At 52.7% G+C, this 18,899-nt stretch carries 20 protein-coding genes; 2 read left to right on the top strand and 18 right to left on the bottom strand.

Annotation, left to right across the window (positions count from 1 at the left end; genetic code table 11):
* Positions 1-50 precede the first annotated feature (50 nt).
* The 10 genes from IEY46_RS02160 to IEY46_RS02115 all read right to left on the bottom strand — a co-directional run bounded on the left by IEY46_RS02160 (position 51) and on the right by IEY46_RS02115 (position 11,057).
* Positions 51-1,379, bottom strand: coding sequence for an ABC transporter substrate-binding protein (locus IEY46_RS02160; protein ID WP_229750009.1), 1,329 nt, complete (start codon positions 1,377-1,379; stop codon positions 51-53).
* Positions 1,380-1,554: 175 nt separating this feature from the next.
* On the bottom strand, positions 1,555-2,256 hold the full coding sequence (locus IEY46_RS02155) for a FadR/GntR family transcriptional regulator (protein WP_229750008.1): 702 nt from the start codon (positions 2,254-2,256) through the stop codon (positions 1,555-1,557).
* A 53-nt stretch (positions 2,257-2,309) separates the two neighbouring features.
* The gene (locus tag IEY46_RS02150) at positions 2,310-3,098 is read right to left on the bottom strand and encodes a glycosyltransferase (protein ID WP_188988691.1); all 789 of its coding nucleotides are present in this window, start codon (positions 3,096-3,098) and stop codon (positions 2,310-2,312) included.
* Between the two features lie 43 nt (positions 3,099-3,141).
* A complete protein-coding gene (locus tag IEY46_RS02145; protein ID WP_188988689.1) occupies positions 3,142-4,089 on the bottom strand; it encodes an NAD-dependent epimerase/dehydratase family protein in 948 nt (315 codons plus the stop codon).
* Positions 4,086-4,919 carry a dTDP-4-dehydrorhamnose reductase family protein gene (locus IEY46_RS02140; protein ID WP_188988687.1) on the bottom strand — a complete coding sequence of 278 codons (834 nt, stop codon included), beginning with the start codon at positions 4,917-4,919 and terminating at the stop codon, positions 4,086-4,088. Before IEY46_RS02140 ends, IEY46_RS02145 begins: the two co-directional genes overlap by 4 nt.
* Positions 4,916-5,899, bottom strand: a complete 984-nt coding sequence (locus IEY46_RS02135; RefSeq protein WP_188988685.1) for a polysaccharide biosynthesis protein — start codon at positions 5,897-5,899, stop codon at positions 4,916-4,918. The genes IEY46_RS02140 and IEY46_RS02135 overlap by 4 nt, the downstream gene beginning before the upstream one ends.
* Positions 5,889-6,986: a non-hydrolyzing UDP-N-acetylglucosamine 2-epimerase gene (gene wecB / locus IEY46_RS02130; protein ID WP_188988683.1), complete on the bottom strand. Its 1,098-nt coding sequence runs from the start codon at positions 6,984-6,986 to the stop codon at positions 5,889-5,891. Before wecB ends, IEY46_RS02135 begins: the two co-directional genes overlap by 11 nt.
* Before the next feature lie 53 nt (positions 6,987-7,039).
* Positions 7,040-8,605 (bottom strand): glycosyltransferase family 4 protein, encoded by a 1,566-nt coding sequence (locus IEY46_RS02125; protein WP_188988681.1) that lies wholly within the window; start codon positions 8,603-8,605, stop codon positions 7,040-7,042.
* A gap of 174 nt (positions 8,606-8,779) precedes the next feature.
* Complete coding sequence (locus IEY46_RS02120; protein ID WP_229750007.1) at positions 8,780-9,925, bottom strand: CgeB family protein; 1,146 nt, start codon at positions 9,923-9,925, stop codon at positions 8,780-8,782.
* A 40-nt stretch (positions 9,926-9,965) separates the two neighbouring features.
* Positions 9,966-11,057: a CgeB family protein gene (locus tag IEY46_RS02115; protein WP_188988677.1), complete on the bottom strand. Its 1,092-nt coding sequence runs from the start codon at positions 11,055-11,057 to the stop codon at positions 9,966-9,968.
* Positions 11,058-11,339: 282 nt separating this feature from the next.
* On the opposite strand from IEY46_RS02115, the gene IEY46_RS02110 reads away from it, so the two are divergent.
* Positions 11,340-11,573 (top strand): cold-shock protein, encoded by a 234-nt coding sequence (locus IEY46_RS02110; RefSeq protein ID WP_373288760.1) that lies wholly within the window; start codon positions 11,340-11,342, stop codon positions 11,571-11,573.
* A 23-nt stretch (positions 11,574-11,596) separates the two neighbouring features.
* Here IEY46_RS02110 and IEY46_RS02105 read toward each other — a convergent pair whose 3' ends face one another.
* Positions 11,597-12,490 carry a LysR family transcriptional regulator gene (locus tag IEY46_RS02105; RefSeq protein ID WP_188988675.1) on the bottom strand — a complete coding sequence of 298 codons (894 nt, stop codon included), beginning with the start codon at positions 12,488-12,490 and terminating at the stop codon, positions 11,597-11,599.
* A 132-nt stretch (positions 12,491-12,622) separates the two neighbouring features.
* Here IEY46_RS02105 and IEY46_RS02100 point away from each other — a divergent pair, with 132 nt between their 5' ends.
* Positions 12,623-13,906: an adenylosuccinate synthase gene (locus tag IEY46_RS02100; protein ID WP_188988673.1), complete on the top strand. Its 1,284-nt coding sequence runs from the start codon at positions 12,623-12,625 to the stop codon at positions 13,904-13,906.
* Between the two features lie 58 nt (positions 13,907-13,964).
* On the opposite strand, the gene IEY46_RS02095 is transcribed toward IEY46_RS02100, so the two are convergent.
* The 7 genes from IEY46_RS02095 to IEY46_RS02060 form a co-directional block, all read right to left on the bottom strand.
* Positions 13,965-14,714 (bottom strand): uracil-DNA glycosylase family protein, encoded by a 750-nt coding sequence (locus IEY46_RS02095; protein WP_188988671.1) that lies wholly within the window; start codon positions 14,712-14,714, stop codon positions 13,965-13,967.
* A 397-nt stretch (positions 14,715-15,111) separates the two neighbouring features.
* Positions 15,112-15,441, bottom strand: a complete 330-nt coding sequence (locus IEY46_RS36220) for a hypothetical protein (protein WP_229750006.1) — start codon at positions 15,439-15,441, stop codon at positions 15,112-15,114.
* On the bottom strand, positions 15,438-15,758 hold the full coding sequence (locus tag IEY46_RS02080) for a hypothetical protein (protein WP_188988667.1): 321 nt from the start codon (positions 15,756-15,758) through the stop codon (positions 15,438-15,440). The genes IEY46_RS36220 and IEY46_RS02080 overlap by 4 nt, the downstream gene beginning before the upstream one ends.
* Positions 15,755-16,102 carry an alpha-helical endospore appendage domain-containing protein gene (locus IEY46_RS02075; protein ID WP_308422772.1) on the bottom strand — a complete coding sequence of 116 codons (348 nt, stop codon included), beginning with the start codon at positions 16,100-16,102 and terminating at the stop codon, positions 15,755-15,757. Before IEY46_RS02075 ends, IEY46_RS02080 begins: the two co-directional genes overlap by 4 nt.
* 17 nt (positions 16,103-16,119) lie before the next feature.
* Positions 16,120-16,407: a nucleoside-diphosphate sugar epimerase gene (locus IEY46_RS02070; protein WP_188988663.1), complete on the bottom strand. Its 288-nt coding sequence runs from the start codon at positions 16,405-16,407 to the stop codon at positions 16,120-16,122.
* An 85-nt stretch (positions 16,408-16,492) separates the two neighbouring features.
* The gene (locus IEY46_RS02065; protein WP_188988661.1) at positions 16,493-17,875 is read right to left on the bottom strand and encodes a glycosyltransferase family 2 protein; all 1,383 of its coding nucleotides are present in this window, start codon (positions 17,873-17,875) and stop codon (positions 16,493-16,495) included.
* A gap of 37 nt (positions 17,876-17,912) precedes the next feature.
* Positions 17,913-18,863, bottom strand: coding sequence for a GT-D fold domain-containing protein (locus IEY46_RS02060; protein ID WP_229750005.1), 951 nt, complete (start codon positions 18,861-18,863; stop codon positions 17,913-17,915).
* Positions 18,864-18,899: the final 36 nt, after the last annotated feature.

Genomic DNA, 18,899 nt, shown 5'->3' with positions numbered 1-18,899 from the left:
GCGTAATGGACGGCTTATGCGTACGGCCGCCCATTACCTTTTGGAATTGTTTATTTAAGCTTTGATTTTTGGTCAACCCAGAAATCGGCCCACTTCTTAAGCGTATCTTCTACTTTATCGCGGCCAAGCAACAAGGCTTGTTCGCTTTCTGTACTGATTTGGCCCCATTGGCCCGTTCCTGGATATTGGAAAGCCGGTTTGTAATTCACGAAAACTTCCGGTTGGTTGCTTGCATCAATCAGCGATTTGTAAGGGCCAGTTTTGAAAAACTCATCCTCAGTAGCGCTGGTATGAATAGGAACCAGGCCATAGTTTTTCGAGAAATTAGTGTTTTGTTCCGGATTCGACAGGAATGCAATCAGCTTCCAAGCCGCTTCCTTGTTGGGAGAGTAGGAAGTGATTCCCCAGCCTGCTCCGCCTGCTGCGACCAAAGCTTTGCCGCCAGGACCTGCTGGCATTGGAGCAGTCGCCCATGTGCCCTCTTCCATTTTTTCAGACAGCGATTGAATAACGTCCGGATCCTGCAGAAGAATACCGGTTACGCCGGATGTAAAGGATTGTACCTGTTCCTGGAAACCCCAGTTGATGGAATCCGGAGGTGATGCTTCTTTATACAGTTTTACATACAATTCCATCGCTTCTTTGGCTTCGGGCGATGCGAAGATGGACGAACCGTCTTTCAGGAACATCGAATCTTCAAGATCCACGTTATCTCCGTTATAGGTAAGAACCATAGCGTCGGTGTTGCCGTTGGATCCTGGACCTCCGCGGAACGAGAATCCGAAACGGTTCTTCGAAGGATCTGTCAGCTTCTTGCCTGTCTCATAAAGCTCCTGCCAGGTTTTTGGCGCTTCCAGACCGGCTTCTTTGAACCAGTCCGCACGGTAGTACATTTGTCTTTGGTACAGGCCGTTTGGTACAAAATACAGCTTGTCGCCCAAAGAACCAAGCGATTTAGGGAGCGCGCCAACTGTGGCATAGTCCGACCACTTGTCCGCATATTCGTTCAAAGGTGAAATATAATCGTTGTTTACATATTCAGCGATATTCAGATCGCGGACTTCAAGAACATCCACATCTTGCTTGGCTGAAAGCATCGTTCTGATTTTGTTGTCCGCTTGGTCAAGCGGAGGCGAAATCAGTTCAACGGAAATGTTCGGATTCGCATCCTGGAATTTCGTGATCATTTCATTCAGCAGCTCAGTACGTTTAGGACTTGTTAAGCTCTCAATCATACGCAATTTAACTTTCTCTTCACCAGTGCCAGCGCCATTGCCAGCGTTTGCATTTTTGTTATCATTGCTTCCGCAACCGCTTAATGCACCGGTTACAAGAACGGAAGCAAACAATAATGCCATGCCTTTTTTGTACCTTCTCATTCTAATCGACCCCTCCCCAACATGTATCATACAGTCATCCTGTCTGATAGGTTGATTATAAAGGGGACGGTTTTGAATTGTCAAATGAAATTTATCCATTTTGTAAATATTTATCGAATTTTGTCGGATAAAAAGAGAAGGACTGGCATTTTCTTTCCTGGACGAAGCGGGTCCGTTATGCGGGTTTGAACTGCTTGATCCTACTTTCGATGGCATTCATCAGCTTGTTGAATTCCCGTTTAGCATTCTTGGTGTCATGAGCGGCGATTGCATCGAACATGGTGAAATGAAATTCATATGTGGCATCAAAAAGCTGCTTGTCGCCCAGCGGATCATTGAAAAATTTCTCATAGAGCTCGGAAACGGAATTCAGCACCGTTTCCAGAATCGGATTATCAGCCGCTTTAATAATATGCCGGTGAAACATGAGATCAACCATCGAAGTATCCTCGCCGCTTTCCTTTAGCTTGCGGTATTCTTCCAGGCATTTCCTGACTTCCTTTACCCTGCCCGCTGAAATCCGCTGTGCAGCCAGCTCGACGGCTTTGCCCTCCAGTGCTTTGCGCACTTCAAGAATAGCAAGCAGGGACTGCCTCTCACGCTCTACTTTCACTTTGCCGGAGAACCGGAAAGTATCGACCTCAAGCACAAAGATCCCTTTCCCGTTCTCAACCCGGATAATTTCCATGGCTTCCAAGTACCTCAGCGCTTCGCGCATCGAGGATCGGCCTACTCCGAACATATGGGTCATCTCCGAGACGGATGGCAATTTATCTCCTTCCTTGAGTTTTTCATCATGAATATAATTACGAATTTCTTGTGACACTTGTTCGTGGACAAGAATCTTTTGTATTTTCTGGACGGCCAATTTGTTCACAAACCCTTCTACCTGTCAGATAGGTCAATAATAGGGGAAACTTTGATACCATGTCAATCATACTTTCTTGTCTTCCGGTTTCTCTTTACGACAGGAGAGGCATATAAAGGTGCTGTAATATAGCCCAACTGCTTCAGATACGTATCCCACCGTACTTTATATTTACCAAATGTGGAGGCCGTCTCAATGGCAATGGCTTCCTGGTGACGCAGGGTGCCCATCGCCTCATGCCAGCGGTAATCGGTCAGCGGGGAAGGCGTCAGTTGCATCGGGATCCCCGTCAAGAGCACACGGAACCAATAATCCAGATCATGCGTGTAACGCAGCGTCTCGTCAAAGGGACCGATCAGACGGAACAATGATTTATGCAGCATGACCGTGCAGCCGTTGATAGGATTGTTATGCTGCAGAGTCCGATACAAATCCCCTGATTCGCAGCCGGGAGGAATAATAGCTTCCAGCGTTGTTGTGCCTGACGCATCGATCCGGTTAAATCCCGTATGACCGATCAGAGCTCCGTAACGGGTCATCGCCTCCATCTGTTTTGTTATCTTGTCAGGGTGATAGCGGTCATCCGAGCTGAGCCATGCCATATATTCCCCGCCGGCCAGACGGAAGCCGTGGTTAAGGGCGCTTGCGGTACCTCCGTTTGCTTTCCCCAAGTAGTGAATTTGTTTGAGGTAGGGCTGCACTTTATCCGCATGGAGAGTCGAGCCGTCATCGACCACAATTATTTCCAGATTGTCATAGCTCTGAGCCAGTGCGCTTTCTATCGCTTCCCCCACATACGGATCATTGTAAAAAGGAATGACGATCGTAACTTGTGGCTTATTTTTATCCATGTTCCTACGCCTCCAGTCCTAATCAGAAATCGTCCGCCATGTTTTAGCAGTCCAGCCTGCGCGCATCATTCAATACATCCTCCAGAGATTGCCTGAGTGGAATTGCAGGCGACCAGCCAAGAGAACGTACAGCCTGGCAATGCACCGGCAATGGCGATGGTGCATCAGAGGATCCAATATCAAATTCCAGCGGGCACGCAATCAAGGAAGAGAATATATCTGCCAACTCGCCAAGGGGATGCATCACACCGGAGGCGACAGGATAGATACCGCCCTCGTGTCCATGAAGCAGCAGCAGCTCATACGCGCGTATAGCGTCCCGCACATCCAGCACATCGCGGGTTTCCGTGCGCGAAGACAGCTTCATGGGCTGAGGTCTTTCGCCGCAGCCTGCCTCTGCCCTCTCCATCATCGCCGCATAACGGGCAAGCAGCGTGCAAAGCCCGCTGGACCGTCCCGGTCCAATCAGGTTCGACGGTTCGGCCACCACGACCGGCATCCCGTACAGCGCCGACCAGCTCTGCGCGGCCAATACCTGCATGGTCTTGCTCAGACTATAGGGATGCGGCGGTACTGGGGCCGTTCCCTCGGGAGGCAGATGAAAACGGAGCATGGAGCCAACCACAAGGACACGGCAATTCAAGCCGCTGCCAGCGAGCTTTCTGACCGCTTCCAGAAGATTGACCGTTCCCATGACATTGCTCTGCAGCGTATCAATCGGGGCTACCCAGGATGGCGCTACGGCATTCTTGCCGGCCAGATGCAGCACATATTCGGGCTGTGCTTGTGCCACTATGTCGTCTGCTTCTTCGGGCAGAATCAGATCTCCGTCCAATACCAAGCTCGCTTGCTCCAGCCAGCTTGATTCTCCTTCCGAAGGAAGCCGGCGGACCAGCGCTGTCACATCCCATCCGGAGGCGGAGAAATACCGGCAGGCATGCTCGCCGCAAAATCCGCCGGCTCCTGTTATGAGTAAACGGGGACGGCTCATTCCTCCTCCATCCATTTCGCAAGTTCCGCCAGCATAGCCGGATACTTTGGAGCCTCGTAACGCCAGTCATCTCTGGCAGACACCAGCGTCCTGTCGATCGCAAGCTCGTAATCCGGCAAGATATGGAGACGGGTCTTGTGAAAATATTTTTGAAACAAGGTCAGCAACGTCAGCTTGCTGACTGATTCTCCTGCGGTCAGATGAACGAGTCCCCCAATCTCCGGACGGCCAATAGCATAGGCGATAGCCTTGGCCAGCTCCAGCGTCGTTACTCCATTCCACATCACACGGGCATACCCGCTGACATGGCCCTCCTGATGTAAGAACCACGCCAGCAGACCGATTCCATTGGCTCTGATTTCCGGTCCGATAATGGAAGTCCGGATTGTCAAATGAGGTGAATGCTTCAGTTCGCCGAGCGCTTTGGTTTTCGCATAGACGCTTGTGCCATCCGGTATATCCGTTTCTTTGTATCCCCCTGTTTCACCGCTAAATACGCAATCCGAGCTAATATGAATCAGCCGTGCGCCGATTCTGTCAGCCACATGGCCCAGCCAGTGCGGAAACAGACCGTTCACCTGGTAAGCCTGCAAGGGATACTCCTCCGCATCGCGGTTAAGAATGCCTACGGCATTGATAATCACGTCAGGACACTGACTGCGGACCACAGCAGCAGCAGCCTCGCCATCTGCGGCATCAAGAAAAATGCCTTCGCTCACCGGAGATTCCTTCCGGGTCGTATATGCGACTTCCATGCCACGCTCCCGGCGGAAATAACGAACGAGCAGATGCCCGGCCATTCCATTTCCACCGATGATCAGCAGCTTCATGGCAGGAAACCTCCGCGCACCAGCATGGCATGGATTTCTTCCTTATTCATCAGCTCTTGATTAGAGCTGAAGCTGTCGAAATTCACCTTCTCGTATTCGTTGTAATGCTGGGCAAGTCCGGGTATGTCAATGGTAGGGAGAATGACCAGATAAGCTTTGTCGTATATAACTGTTGTGGCGCTTTCGTGGTCCGTAAGCAGGATCTCGTGAAGCTTCTCCCCCGGTCTCACTCCGGTTTCCACCATTTCCGTATGGATGCCAACCGCGTCCATCAATACGGATGCGAGATCGACGATCCGGCAGGTCGGCATCGTCATGACAAATATTTCGCCTCCGACACTCTCCTTGGAAGCTTTGAACAGCAGGTTTATGGTGTCCTGGAGAGTCAGGAAGAACCGGGTCATTTTTTTGTCGGTAATCCGGACACTCTGGTTGTTTTTGATCTGGTTCATAAACAGATGAACCACGCTGCCGTTTGTACCCAGCACATTTCCGCCCCGCACACAGACAAAGGTCGTTTCCGAGTGAAGCAGGTTGGCGTACACGATAAGCTTCTCGCCGATTGCTTTGGTCATGCCGTAGAAATTGGATGGATTGGCCGCTTTATCGGTGGAAATATAAATCACGCGTTTGACTTTGTTGGCAATCGCGGCTTCAATCACATTCTGTGTCCCGATTACATTCGTTTTAAGCGCCTCGTAGGGTTGATCCTCACAAACCGGCACATGCTTGAGCGCAGCCAGATGATAGACATAATCGACCCCCTCGCATGCGCGGATCAGCGCTTCCTTATCGCGAATATCACCGATGCAGAATTTTAATCGGGCATCCTCTAACGCACATCTCATTGCCACCTGACTCGATTCGTTACGGGAGAAAACGATAATTTGCTTTGGCTGCTGCAGGAGCAGCTGGCGAATCAGTTCGTACCCCCATGACCCGGTGCCTCCTGTTACCAGGATCCGCTGATTAGTGAACATCCCATTTCCCTCCAAGTACAAATTTGACCACGATATCGGACACGCCTTCTGCAAGATATCCTTCCGGACATTGCCACTTTGGCGGCAGCAAAGTCATCACGGCCACCGCTTCCTCGATCGATTTGGCATTCAGACCGCACACCACATTGCTGCCGCAGTCAACGGTCTCCGGCCTTTCAGTCGTCTGCCGGATCGTCACGGTCGGTACGCGGAACAAGCAGCATTCCTCCTGTACCGTTCCGCTGTCTGTGATCGCGCAGGCTGCCTGGCGTTCAAGCTGAACAAAATCGAAGAATCCAAAGGGCTCGTAGAATTCAACCCGCTCATCCATCTGCACGCGTGCTTCGCCGCTTTCCAGGCGTGACCGAGTACGCGGATGAACGCTGCAGATCAGCCGTTTGTCAAAACGCCTGGCTATCCGGTTCAAGCCGTCAAGAATGCCAGCAAGCCGCTGCGGAGAATCCACATTCTCGGCGCGATGCGCTGTTGCAAGCATATAGCCGCCAGTCACCAGCCCCATCCTTGTCAATACATCGCTGGCCTCGATTTGCGGTCTATAATGGGTGATGACCTCGTGAATGGGATTGCCCGTAAGCACGATCCTTTCCGGAGGGAACCCTTCACGCAGCAAATTGTTTTTACTGTAGGAGGTATAGGGCATATTGATCGTGGATACCGCATCGATAATCCGGCGGTTCTTCTCCTCGGGCACCGTCAAATCATAGCAGCGGTTCCCCGCTTCCATATGCACAACGGGGATTCCCATCCTCTCCGCTAAAATCGCGCATAATGCGCTATTCGTATCGCCCAGCAGCAGCACCACATCAGGTTGATGCTGCAACAAGATATCCTCGATCCGGCCAAACATAGCGGAGAGCTGCCTGCCAAGCGTCTGCATGCTTTGACCAAGCCGGTAATCAGGCTGCCGCAGACCAAGATCTGCGAAGAAAACATCGCTGAGCGCGGGGGAAAAGTTCTGTCCCGTATGCACAAGCACATGCTCTTCAGCCCATCGATCCAGCTTCTGGATGATGAGACTCAGACGTATAATCTCAGGGCGTGTGCCCAGTATGGTGACCACGCGCATGTTCAGCAATCTCCTTCCTTTTGCCGTGACCGGCCGCTTCGGAAATTGCTTCTTTAGCGCCTTCTCCGTGCCCTCGCGACGCCAACGGCTGACCGCCGCCGCGTCCGTATCCTTCTTCCGGCTCGGCGGGACAACGATCCGGTCCTTTTCCTTCTTCCGGCCGCTTGCTTTATTCCTGACTTTCGCTTCCGTCGTCCTCTGCCGCGGCTCGCAGATTTAGAGGAACCGGGAAATATGCTTGAGGGCTTATTGCTTTGACCGATGGCGGCTCCGTGCGGAAGAGCGGCAATCATCGCCCCCGGCACCGCATGCACATCTTCAAAGCGATAGCCGGCCTTCAGGAATGAATGCTCCGAAGCAAAAGGCCGAAGCACTCCATCCTCTAACAAATAAACGGTTGGCATCGTTCCCCGTACCAGACGCCGCTTGGGCGGGCCGATACCGGAAATGTCATGCATAAATTTCCTGAGCAGCTTCCGGTAAGCCGGTAATCCGAATACCGAGAGCGCCATCTTGGCATTGCGCGTCCCGACAGCTGCCAGCTCCAATTCATCGCCAAGCAGTCCGCTAACCTTGCGGAATAATCCATCTACATTGCCGGTTGGAACAACATAGCTGCTGTTGCCAGTGGCATTTCCGATTTCGCTCAGCCCGCCGGAGCCGTAGACCACAACCGGCTTGCCGAATACCATCCCTTCCAGAGCCGTCATGCCGAAGCCCTCGGCACTCAGACTCGGAATGACAAGCACATCCATAGCCGGGTAAATCGTTTCGATTCGATCCTCATAGCGGACCCAGCGGAAGCGCTCCATCAGGTTGCGACTGCGGGCATGGCCCATGCATTTTTCAAAATAAACAGTGTCCACAGGATTGCCTACAATCAGGAAACGGGCATGCTCGAACCGCTCCGCCACCGATACGGCCATCAGCATGAAATGCTCCAGCCCTTTGGCTTGAAATATCGCGGATGAAATGTAACCGATCAGCCGCTGCTCGTTTGTGATGCCCAGCTGATTGCGGCGGCTGATCCGATGCTCCTGCCATAAGTCCGGGGACAGCCCTGAGTGCTCCCATGAGGGGGGTATACGTCTGGTTTTGGGCAGCATGCCCGGGGTACGAAGCGGAGCGAGTGAAGTTTCGGATATTCCGATGACGTAATCGGCGTACCGCTCGATGATAGCTGCGGACTCAGGGGTGTAAGACGTCTCCTCGATGGTCTCCATAATGGCCCAGATAACCGGTATACCGAATGCCTTGGTGGCAATTGCCGGGAGAGGATGAACGCAAGTATTGGTCAGAATGACATCCGGGCGTTCACGGTTGATCAGACGGAACAGTTCCTGCCAGGCAGGTTCCTGCTGCTTTTTCCTAATGTCTTCCGGGAAATGGGACAGGGCCAGATAGAGGGAAACAACCAGGGGAACGTCCTGGATAACGACCGGGATACCAAGTGCCCTTGCCTGCTTCGCAATGGCTCCTTCTATCGGGACGACCAAGGTGCAGGCGTAGTTTTGAAGCAGCTCGCGGGTCATAAACATCAGAAGCTTTTCCGCACCTGTCACGAACTTCTGGCTGCAGATATGCGAGAAAATAAGCATTTTGGGTTTTGATTGCATCATGCGGCGCTGGTATCCGTTTCTAAGGGAAGCGGATACGCGTTCACCTCCTCCTGCTACCCTTCTATAACCTGTTCCTATACTATATTTAGAGGGCTATTCAATCGGCACGACACTTGGACCCTTTCCATACGCACAAATATGAGTGTCCTTGTCTATCTCGCTGCCCAGTGGCATCTAGAGAGGCAGAAGCGGGCCTGGAAACAGGATGGCGAACATTTCATCAAGTCTGCGCTCATACGTATGCTCGTTCATGGTCCGGTACAGACCGCGCATGGCGATTTCACGGCGTTCAGCCTCATGGTTCAGATAATATTCAATCTTATCCACCATCTCCTGCGGGGAGGAATACGTCACGATATCGACATCAGGCGTATAGAAGGACGGCAAATCACTGCGGATATCCGTCAGCTGCAGCGTGGCGCAGGCGGATATTTCGAAGGTGCGCGGGTTGGGAGATATGGCGGTAATCGCCGCACTGTTATTGTTGAATGTCTCGTCATCATGGGCACGGTGCATATTGATCACGATCTTCGCTCCATTGTAGATATCAGCCGTTTCGGCAGGTCCCATCCAGCGTCCAAGCTCGACCTTGCTTGCGATCAAGTCGAAATCCTTCAACCGTTCCCACCAGATGCCCGATATTAAAGTATCTTTGGTGGACAAATAACGGGTAATCTGGTCAAAGAAGGCAAGCCGGTTCACATATGCCGAGCCCACGAAGCATACATCATGACGTTGGGAGAGCTTGGGATTGCGCGGCCTGAATTCTACAGGGTGCGCCCCGAGGGGCAAATAATGCACGCGCGGGCAGCCCAATTGGCGGTAGAGCTCCACACAAGTCTTCTCGAGGGTAAAGACATAGTCATAATGAGGCGCAAGCGTGCCGGTAATATCGGTGTAATAAGGGTCATCCGTGAACCAGATTGCCGTTCGTATGCCGGCCCGGCGCATTTCATCGGCATGGACGATATCAAACTGAAGCCCATCCAGCACGATCACTATATCTGGCCTGATCTGCTTGGCGAGCTCGGAGACATTTTGAGTGGTGTCAGTAACGGTCAGTTGGCTGACCATCTTTCTTAGTGTGCTGGAGATGGCTTCGTCCAGCGGCGAATAAGGAAATCCTTTGCCCGTCGCGACGAACAGGACATGAATCGGCCGTACCTCAAAAACCCGCTCGGTCCGTTTCAACACGGATTCGCACTGTCCGTACCAGTAACCGTGGTCCCAGCCCAGCTGAAAAGCCCCATGCCGGTTTACCTTCTTACTTCTAAGCAGGTCTTTCCGGCTGCTTACACGTCTGCCTAATGAAACCGCCACCCGCCTCACTCCCTTTCTTTTCATTGATGTTCTATTGTGCTTACCATTGGAGAGTATCTGCCAGCTGTTGAATACGCGATATAAACGAATGATCCTTGAGAGTCCTGCGAAGCCCACGCAGTGCGATCGTACGGCGTTCTTCCTCATGGGTTAAATAATAGTCCAGCTTGACCCTTAGCTCATCCGGTCCCGTGAAGGTCTCAATTTCACTGCCAGGTTTATAAAAGTTCGGAAGATCCTCCCGCAAATCGGTCAGCTGCAGTGTGCCGCATGCGGCAATTTCGTAGGTGCGGGGGTTAATGGAACGACCGGGCAAATTCAGCGTGTTCTTGTTGTCAGTGCCCGATGCGGTGGTACGATGCAAATTGATAACTATTCTGGCTCCGTTGTAATAGCGGATGGACTCATCCACCGGCAGCCAACCCATCCGAATGGCCGATTTCAACCGATCGAAATTTTTCAGCCGGTCCCACATACCCCCTGCGATAAAAACGCGCTTGCCCTTTAAATAAGATGAGATGGCATCAAAGGTTTCCACCCGGTTCCAGAATGCCTGGCCGATAAAACAAATATCACTGCGGTACTTATCCTCAATTCGCTGCGGCTTGAACCACCCCGTATGAACGGCCAGCGGCATATAATGGACATTGGCGCATCCGAGCTGCCGGTAGACCTCAATTGTGCTAAGCTCGTGGGTCAATACGACATCATATCTGGGAGCAATGGCAACCGTGTCCTCCGTAACATACGGATCGTCGGCAAACCAGATCATCGTCCGGATTCCCAAGGCGCGCACAGCATCCACCTGCACCAAATGATCCTCGGGAAATACATGCATGCCATTCAAAACAAACATCCAATCCGGTCTCAGCAACGAAGCTTGCTCCGCCATTCTTGCCGGATCCGCAACGTACAGCTCCCGCACGGTCGAGCCGAGCGCTTCAATTATTCCCTGGTCGATCGATTCAAAGCCCTGCGGGATATACAGAACCCGAACATCATGTTTGACGGCGGAAGGCGGACTTACATGACCGGCAAGGGCCTCGCAGGCGCCATCCCGTAGTCCCTGAACATAGCCTGCGGAATACCCCGCGGCATTAAAGCGGGATTTTGTTGCTTTCTTCGTATGCATAGCGCACACTCCTGCCTTGTTTCTGTCGGATCTACCACCATATATATGCGGCTGACCCGCAAGGCTCATAGTCACTTGTCCGCCGCGGCCGTAAAATTGGCGCATGACCTGCAGGGCATATGCGGATGGACAGCCCTTACAAAACAAAAACGGCATATTGACGGTGCGAAACACCGTTCATAATGCCGAATTTCAAACATAGTATATTTATGGAAGGTCATACACATATTATAAAAGCGAATTCAAACAAGCCGGTGATCTAAAAAGCTGAGACTATCAAACTTGATTGAACATAAGGAGGTTACGATTATTCATTTTTCCAAAAAAATCATCGAGCCTATTCCGGAAGAACAAACGTCGATTTGGACATGTACAAGCGAGGGCTGCTCCTGCTGGATGAGAGATGATTTTTCCTTCGGTGAACAGCCTGTCTGCCCCATCTGCAGCTCCGTCATGACCAGTGAAATCAGATTGCTTCCCGTACTCTCCAATGGAGCCAAAAAAGGATTTCAATAATAGCGGACGAAGCCGGCCGGGCATTACGACGGCGTTGAAGCCAGCATCCGCTGCATAAAGGTGACAGCGGCGGCGGTAAGCGGAACATCCTTCAAGGTTGCAAGGCCGATTCCTCTTTTGGGAATCGGTTTTTTCAGGTGGATTTGATGGATCTGTCCTTGTGCCAGCTCATCCTCAATAAATGTTTTAACCACAAATGCAAGACCGAAGCCTCTTCTCGCAAACTCCACCAACAAATCAACGCTTCCAAGCTCAATTTCGGGTTTCAATGCCATTCCCTGCTGCTCCGCAAATCTGTTGAGATAGCTTCTGGTCGCACTCCCCTTCTCGAGAACCATAATCGGATAATTCATCAGCTCATCCCAGGCAAGACGCTGCTTATACAGATGGCTGTAGGCATCCCCCGCGATTAAACAATCCTCGATCTGCATCATTTCCCTGATAACGACGGATTTGTCTGCCACGGGCATATTGACAATCCCCAGGTCCAGATGTCCCTGCTTCAATAGCTGCAGCGTCTCTGCCGTTGTCCGGTTCGTAACATGAATTTTAATCGCGGGATACGCCTTGTGAAAGTCCGCCAGATGGGGCAGCAGTACATGCTTGCATAACGTATCACCGGCTCCGATACGGATTTCACCCTCCGTCAGCTGATGCATGGCGGCTATCTTCCGCTCGCCATTACGGATGAAATTATAGGCCTGCTCGATAAACTGATAGAGTTCCTCTCCCTCTGCCGTTAAGGTAACCCCTTTCGATGTCCGGAAGAAAAGCTGGCCGCCAAGCTGCGCTTCCAACTGCTTAATCGTTTGGGTTACAGCCGGCTGGGTGATGAATAATTCTGCCGCCGCTTTGGACAAGCTGCCGGTTTTTGCCGTGAAATAAAACACGCGGTACCACTCCAGGTTCTGCACCATACCATTACCCCTCCTTATATCAGCCATTATTAATATTAATTTTATTTATAGTATAACCGGTTTTACAATAAAGAGGTAACTTTAACTCATGCTGATGGTTCGGTTCTAACTCTAACAAAGGGATGTGGGGATATGAGTGTAACGGCAGTGGTAGGGGCAAATTGGGGCGATGAAGGCAAAGGAAAAATGACCGATCTGCTTGCGGCGGATGCCCGCTATGTAGTCCGCTATCAGGGCGGCAGCAATGCGGGACATACGATCATTAATCAATACGGCAAATTTGCCCTTCGCCTGCTTCCGTCCGGTGTTTTTCATGACACGGTTGTAAATGTGATCGGTCCGGGAGTGGCGCTCAATGGGCCTGACCTGTTCCGGGAGCTGGACGCCCTGGCAGCCAGAGGAGTTCCCAAGCCGCACCTGCGAATTTCCGAGCGGGCGCAGCTGGTGCTCCCCTATCATAAATTATTTGACGCATTGGAGGAGCAGCGTCTTGGCGACCGCAAATTCGGCTCCACCCAATCCGGCATTGCGCCATTCTATGCGGATAAAGCGGCAAAGCTGGGCATTCAGGCAGCAGATTTATTTGACCGGCACAGACTTCTGGATAGACTGGAATCATCGCTGTTGCCCAAAAACGTTCTTCTGGAGCATCTATATGGGCAAACCCGGCTGCACGCGGTCGATATGCTTGAGGACTTGCTGCGCATGGGGGAAAAACTGGAGCCCTATCTATGCGACACAACCGAACTGCTCCAGCGTGCCGCTGCAATGGGTGAACCGATCCTGGTAGAAGGGCAGCTCGGGGCGCTTCGCGATCCGGATCACGGCATCTATCCGTTCTCCACTTCCTCCTCCACGCTTGCCGGATACGCTTCTGTCGGTGCAGGCCTGCCCCCGCATGCGATAACCCGGATCACAGCGGTGACCAAAGCCTATTCCAGTTCCGTTGGCGAAGGCCCCTTTATTGCAGAAATAGACGGACCAGCCGCGTGTGCGCTGCGGGAGCGGGGAGGCGATGCGGGAGAATACGGGGTGAACACCGGACGGCCGCGCCGTATGGGATGGTTTGATGCGGTTGCGACCCGGTACGGCTGCATGCTCCAGGGAGCGACGGAGGTATCGCTGACCAATCTGGATGTGCTTGGTTTCCTTGATTGGATACCGGTTTGCACTGCCTACGAGATAGACGGCATCCCGACCGGCAGCTTTCCTGTATCGGCACGGCTGGCACAAGCCAAGCCTGTTCTCGAGAAGCTGCCAGGCTGGAAATCGGACATCACGGACATACGCGAATTTGACCGGCTTCCCCGGGAAGCCCGGGATTATGTACTGTATATCGAGCGTTCCCTCGGCGTCCCCGTCCGCTATATATCAGTCGGCCCTGACAGGAACCAGCTTATCAAGCGCCTTGCCTAACCGGAAACCCTGTCCATGCTCGTTTTAGTGGTTCATGATGATCGGTCCAGGGCTCGGTTCAAGCCCTGCGGAAATATTCCGCAACGCTACGCTTCATCTCGTTCCGGTTCTGCTGAAATTGTGTATGCCGGTGTCCATTGGCCCCCGACGGGTGGGGAAATCCCCAAAGGCACTGCGAGGCTTCCAGGGTTCCTGCCTGGACAATCGCACGAAAAACCTCTTCAACTGTCCGTCCCAGAGGGATGAATAATGGACGTAATGTCTGCTGTCCGATATCGCGGTTCAGGAGCTGGAGCGCATAAGTCCGCAAAAACGCAGAGGCCATCAGGGGCGGCTGATGCCCTGTATAGTTCTTGCCAGCCGAGAACACAGGATAACGAAGCGCTGAGGTTGTATGAAGAAGCCGGCAGTTATCATCAAACAAAGAATCGATATCCGGCAGGCCAAGTTCAGCGTGGAGTCCCAGATCGCCCAGCATCTGAAGCAGATTCCGGCGCATGGCACCTGCGAATCTGGCTGAAGATTTGGCATGCCGGAATGCATCTTCCTCAGGCAGGCCTTGTTGGATCGCCTGCTTGAATGTCCGGTAGGCCAGCTCCATCTGCTGCCAGCCCGGCGTTATACCTACAATTACGACCCTTGCGGACGGTTGCACGACTTCGTTGTGAGGGGCGTAATACATGCTGAGTCCGCCCTCCCGGTCCATTAACAAGCCATCGGTCAGCAAATCGTCGCGCTCATAGCTTTGTTTCAGAGGGAGTGCCTGAATCACCCTCTTGAAATGATGATAGTCTCCGAAATCCGGCATATTCCTTCCGCCCCTCTCTACTTCCGCCTGCTTATCTATTCTCCAGCGATTATAGCAAACTTATGTAAGTATCGACCGTGAAATCATCCGGCTCTGTGATCGTGTGAGCAGAAGCAGGCGGCTATCCGCACCATTATCGCTGTTTCCGAATCCTTCAAAGATATCGTACTGGCCGAAGGGATTGAGCGCACGGAAGAATCGGCGTTCTGCCCGGAGAACGGTATAGATCTCGGTCAGGGTTATCTGCTAGGCAAGCCGCTCCCCCAGCCCATCTAGTTTTTTTCACATTATAGTGAAAAATACGAAAACCGCCCTGCATGTTGCCAGATTGACGGCAAACTGCAGGGCGGTTTTGTCGTTTCTGAATGCAACAATGCCGCCTACGGTATACGTAATGTTAAGGCTGCTGTGCATAGGCAAGCTGATGCCCGTCCTCGAATCCTTTGGCGAAGCCGGCGTTATACCCTTCATTGTAAGATTGATCAAAAGATTTGGTCACATTTCTTGTGTTTCTTGGGCCGGTCCGCTTGCGCTGCCGCCGCCGCTTGATGACTTTGCCCGTGCGCGTCAGAAGCCGCCTCTTCCTCTTCCTCTTCATCAAGGTACTCTTGTGGACGGCGGGCCGTTTCTTGACTTTCCCCGCTTTACTTTGGCGTAAGATGCGGCTCTTCCTGAGTCTGTTCGCCACAGCCCGCCCCGGCCTGCGCTTTCGTGCTGGTACGCTCACTTTTGTCTCCTCCCGTTTCTCGTCAGCCTGCTGCCGGACTGCTGGCCGCTGCCGGGGAACACTCCTTTTTGCAGCCAAGGCCGCTTCGGAACTCCCAGTACGGGCCGATTCAGCCGCAGAAGTCCCACGGTTTCTGCCATCGTCAGCTGCATAGCGGTAAGGTAGCGTAAATTCCCGGAAATGGACCGTGCCATACCGGGAGTCTGACTGGAGATATCTGCTACGCTGTCTAAAATGCGGGCAATCGCACGCTGACTGCCCGCAATGGATCGGATCAGTTCAAGCCGGGCTTCCCATTCTTTCTGAATGAGACTCATTGATCTTTGTCTCCCATATCGAATCCCCCGCCAAACCCGCCTCCGAAACCGCCGCCGCTTTCCTGATCCTGACGCAGGGCGGCTTTCAAGACATTCGACATGCCTTGACCCAGCTTCGCCAAACCGTCAATAATCTCGATCAACTGCTCGTGCACAAGCAAGGTTTCCTTCAACTGCTCTTCGTGCTCCGTGAACGCATCGGGCGTGACATGATTGCACAGCCAGCTGCGCACCTTCTCCGCTTCGACCGCTTTGGCTTCAAGGATCATTGCCACATTCGACTGCATCTTGGCGGAGGCATCGAGCATTCGAGCATATGCCGTTTCACGACTCAAAGCCCGCACTCTCCTTTAGGACTGCCCTATTCCTCGTCCTCACCGGCGAGCTCCTTCATGACTGCGGTAAGAGTCACAGCCATCATTTCCTGAAGCTCGGCAATACTGTTCAGATACGAAACAAGGCTCTTGCTCACCGACTGTGACTGTTCCATCAGTTTACTGACCCCGCCGAAATCCGGATGATGATCCGGCAATGCATGCACAATTTGGGCCATCCTGACCGCCACATGCCGCTCTGCTTCCATAACACGCGCTATCTGCTCGTGGGAACGGGACATGTGCTCGATGATTTCAGTTACAATATGCTGCATACCGCTGTCCCTCCCCACTCCCTACAGCATATGCTCGCATTTACAGCATGATACTGACCCGGGCTTTCGCTCTTTCATGCATCGATTATAACTGTGGAGCCACACGGGAAGGCGGAATAACCGGCCATCCTTCCGGCAATAAATCGATTTCTTCCGTGCTCAGTACAAGCTCCTCGGGCTTAAGATGCAGCGCCCACGCTTCTGCTGCTGCTGGAGTAATGAGGTTGCGGCGTTTTCCCTCTTCCATCGTATAAATCCGGCCATCGGCCACCTTCACGATCATTCCGTCTGGAAACGGCTCATTCGGCAGCGGATGGACATGCCAGCAATCCGCTACCGCTTCGGCTGAAATCCCTTCACCGACAGGCCAACGACGCAAATCCGCCTGGGACACGCGTACAACCGGTATCGCAGAAAATCCTTCTATCGGCCTTCGCTTTCCCTTCTCAATCCAGTATACGGTCTGACCGACTCCGCGGACGGCGACATGCTGCGGAAAAAAGGCCGTTTCTCCTTGCGGCTGAAGCGGGAGCGGCATCCCGGCGGTCTGTTCCACACGCGGGTGCAGCCTTTCTTTTACATCGTGGATCAACTCCTGCGGATTACCCCATTTCTCTATATAAAACTGTAAATTGTGATCATTCACTTCGTTGAAACGTCCACCCAGCTCTTTCATGCTGACGCTGCCATAATGATGAATAAAGGTATCGCGCGCAATGACGAGCGAATAGCCCTGCAGGCGCACGCGAATATTGAAATCGTCATCCTCAAAATTTCCGATCGTGTAACCCTCATCCAGAAAACCTGTGCGTTCCCACAGCTCGCGGCGGAATAACAGGCAAAATCCGGTCAGCCGGTCGGTCCGCTGCCATTTGCCGGGATCCAGGACATTGAAGCGCCGGGCAAATCCCGGCATGTCACGGACATCTGTATACGGCACATCAATACGTTGATCGCCGCTAATATAATTGGTCACCGGACCAACCATGCCGATTCTGGGATCGCTATCCAAGCATTGAAGCATATTACTCAGCCAGTTCTCTGTCACAATCGTATCGTTGTTAAGCAGCAGCATCGTCGTGCCTTTGGCCATCATCATCCCGATATTGACAGCGCCTGCAAAGCCCCGGTTCGATTCCAGAATCCGGTGCCGGACGTTTTTGCCTACGGTTCGGAGGTATTTCGCCGTCCCGTCATCGGAAGCATTGTCCACAACAATGATCTCGTATGGCACACTGGTGTTCTCGCTTATGCTCTCGATGCACTGCTTCAAATAATCGACCTGGTTATAGCTGGGGATAATAATGCTGGTGCCTGCAAATAACTTGCCGAAGCTGTCAAATCCGAGGCGCATGCCTTCCTCGTAACCTGCTTTTAAACCATCCGGATACCCGTGCGAGGTGCTTGAGGCGGATTTGACCAACCTGCCTTTTCCTGACAGTTGTGTACGCCGTTTTTTCTGAATCATCAGCTTTGTCACTCCTATTTTTTTGGAATCCGGCTGCCTATAACGTCACATTCCCCTTGACCATCGCATCGGCCATATGGCCAAAATCCAAAGCTACCTTACCCCGCTCCGCGGCGATCCGCCAGCAAATCACGACCGCCGGAATACCCGCAGACACCAGGGCCAGGTCGAATATCACCGGACGAACCTCATCGATAACCCGATCGATATCGGCAAATCCGTTGACGGGACTGATGACCCCCGAAACAATGAACCCCTGCTCAACAAGCACCTGGGCAAGCGCGGGGGCGGCATTGCCAATGACCAGCAGCTTGCGGTTTGTCAACAGCCTTCTAAGCAGGCCGGCCTGATAAAGGCCGTAATTAATCGTTGACTGGGTCAGACGCAGCGTACCGGGGTTCAAGCCATGACCACGTAGAACGGGATACAATAGAGGTTGGAAATGCTTTCGTCGCGACAGGGGGACCCCTACAATCTGGGCGTGCCGGACAGCGAGGGCCAATTGGTCACGCGCCCCGATATCGGGTGTATGAAGACCGGCATAGGGAAGAAATTCCCCTTCCTGCTTCAGCGCGCCGGTGTTATAGACCACATCCTGCGACAAGGCAAGCAGCTCCCCGTCCCCCAGCCGTACAACTGCACAAGGCGAGTTTAACGTCAAAGCCTGCTCCATTTGGGCAAATACCTCATGTGGTTCAAGAAGCGGGTAACAACGCGGCTTAAGCTGTTCTACCCCAATGGCTATGATCTCCTGCAGCGATACCTCCGGCAGGAGCATATTTTGCGGAACGGCATTCTCCAGCCATTTTTCGCCACCCTCATATTGGCCGTTTTCGAAGCCTCTTTTATATGCGAGGTCTGCGGTTTCAGCGATTTCTGCAGGCGTATGCTTCTCCGCAGGGTCTTTCGTTCGGTTACCGGCTACAGCTTCGCGGTTCAGGCGCTTGGTACGGTGACGAATCCCCAACCTTGTCCGTTTCTTGAGCACGGGGCTCCTCCTTGGCTTACCGCCGCGGTTGCGCGA

This window comes from Paenibacillus nasutitermitis (assembly GCF_014641075.1).
Lineage (GTDB): Bacteria > Bacillota > Bacilli > Paenibacillales > Paenibacillaceae > Paenibacillus_Z > Paenibacillus_Z nasutitermitis.
This window is presented reverse-complemented; position numbering and strand designations above follow the sequence as displayed.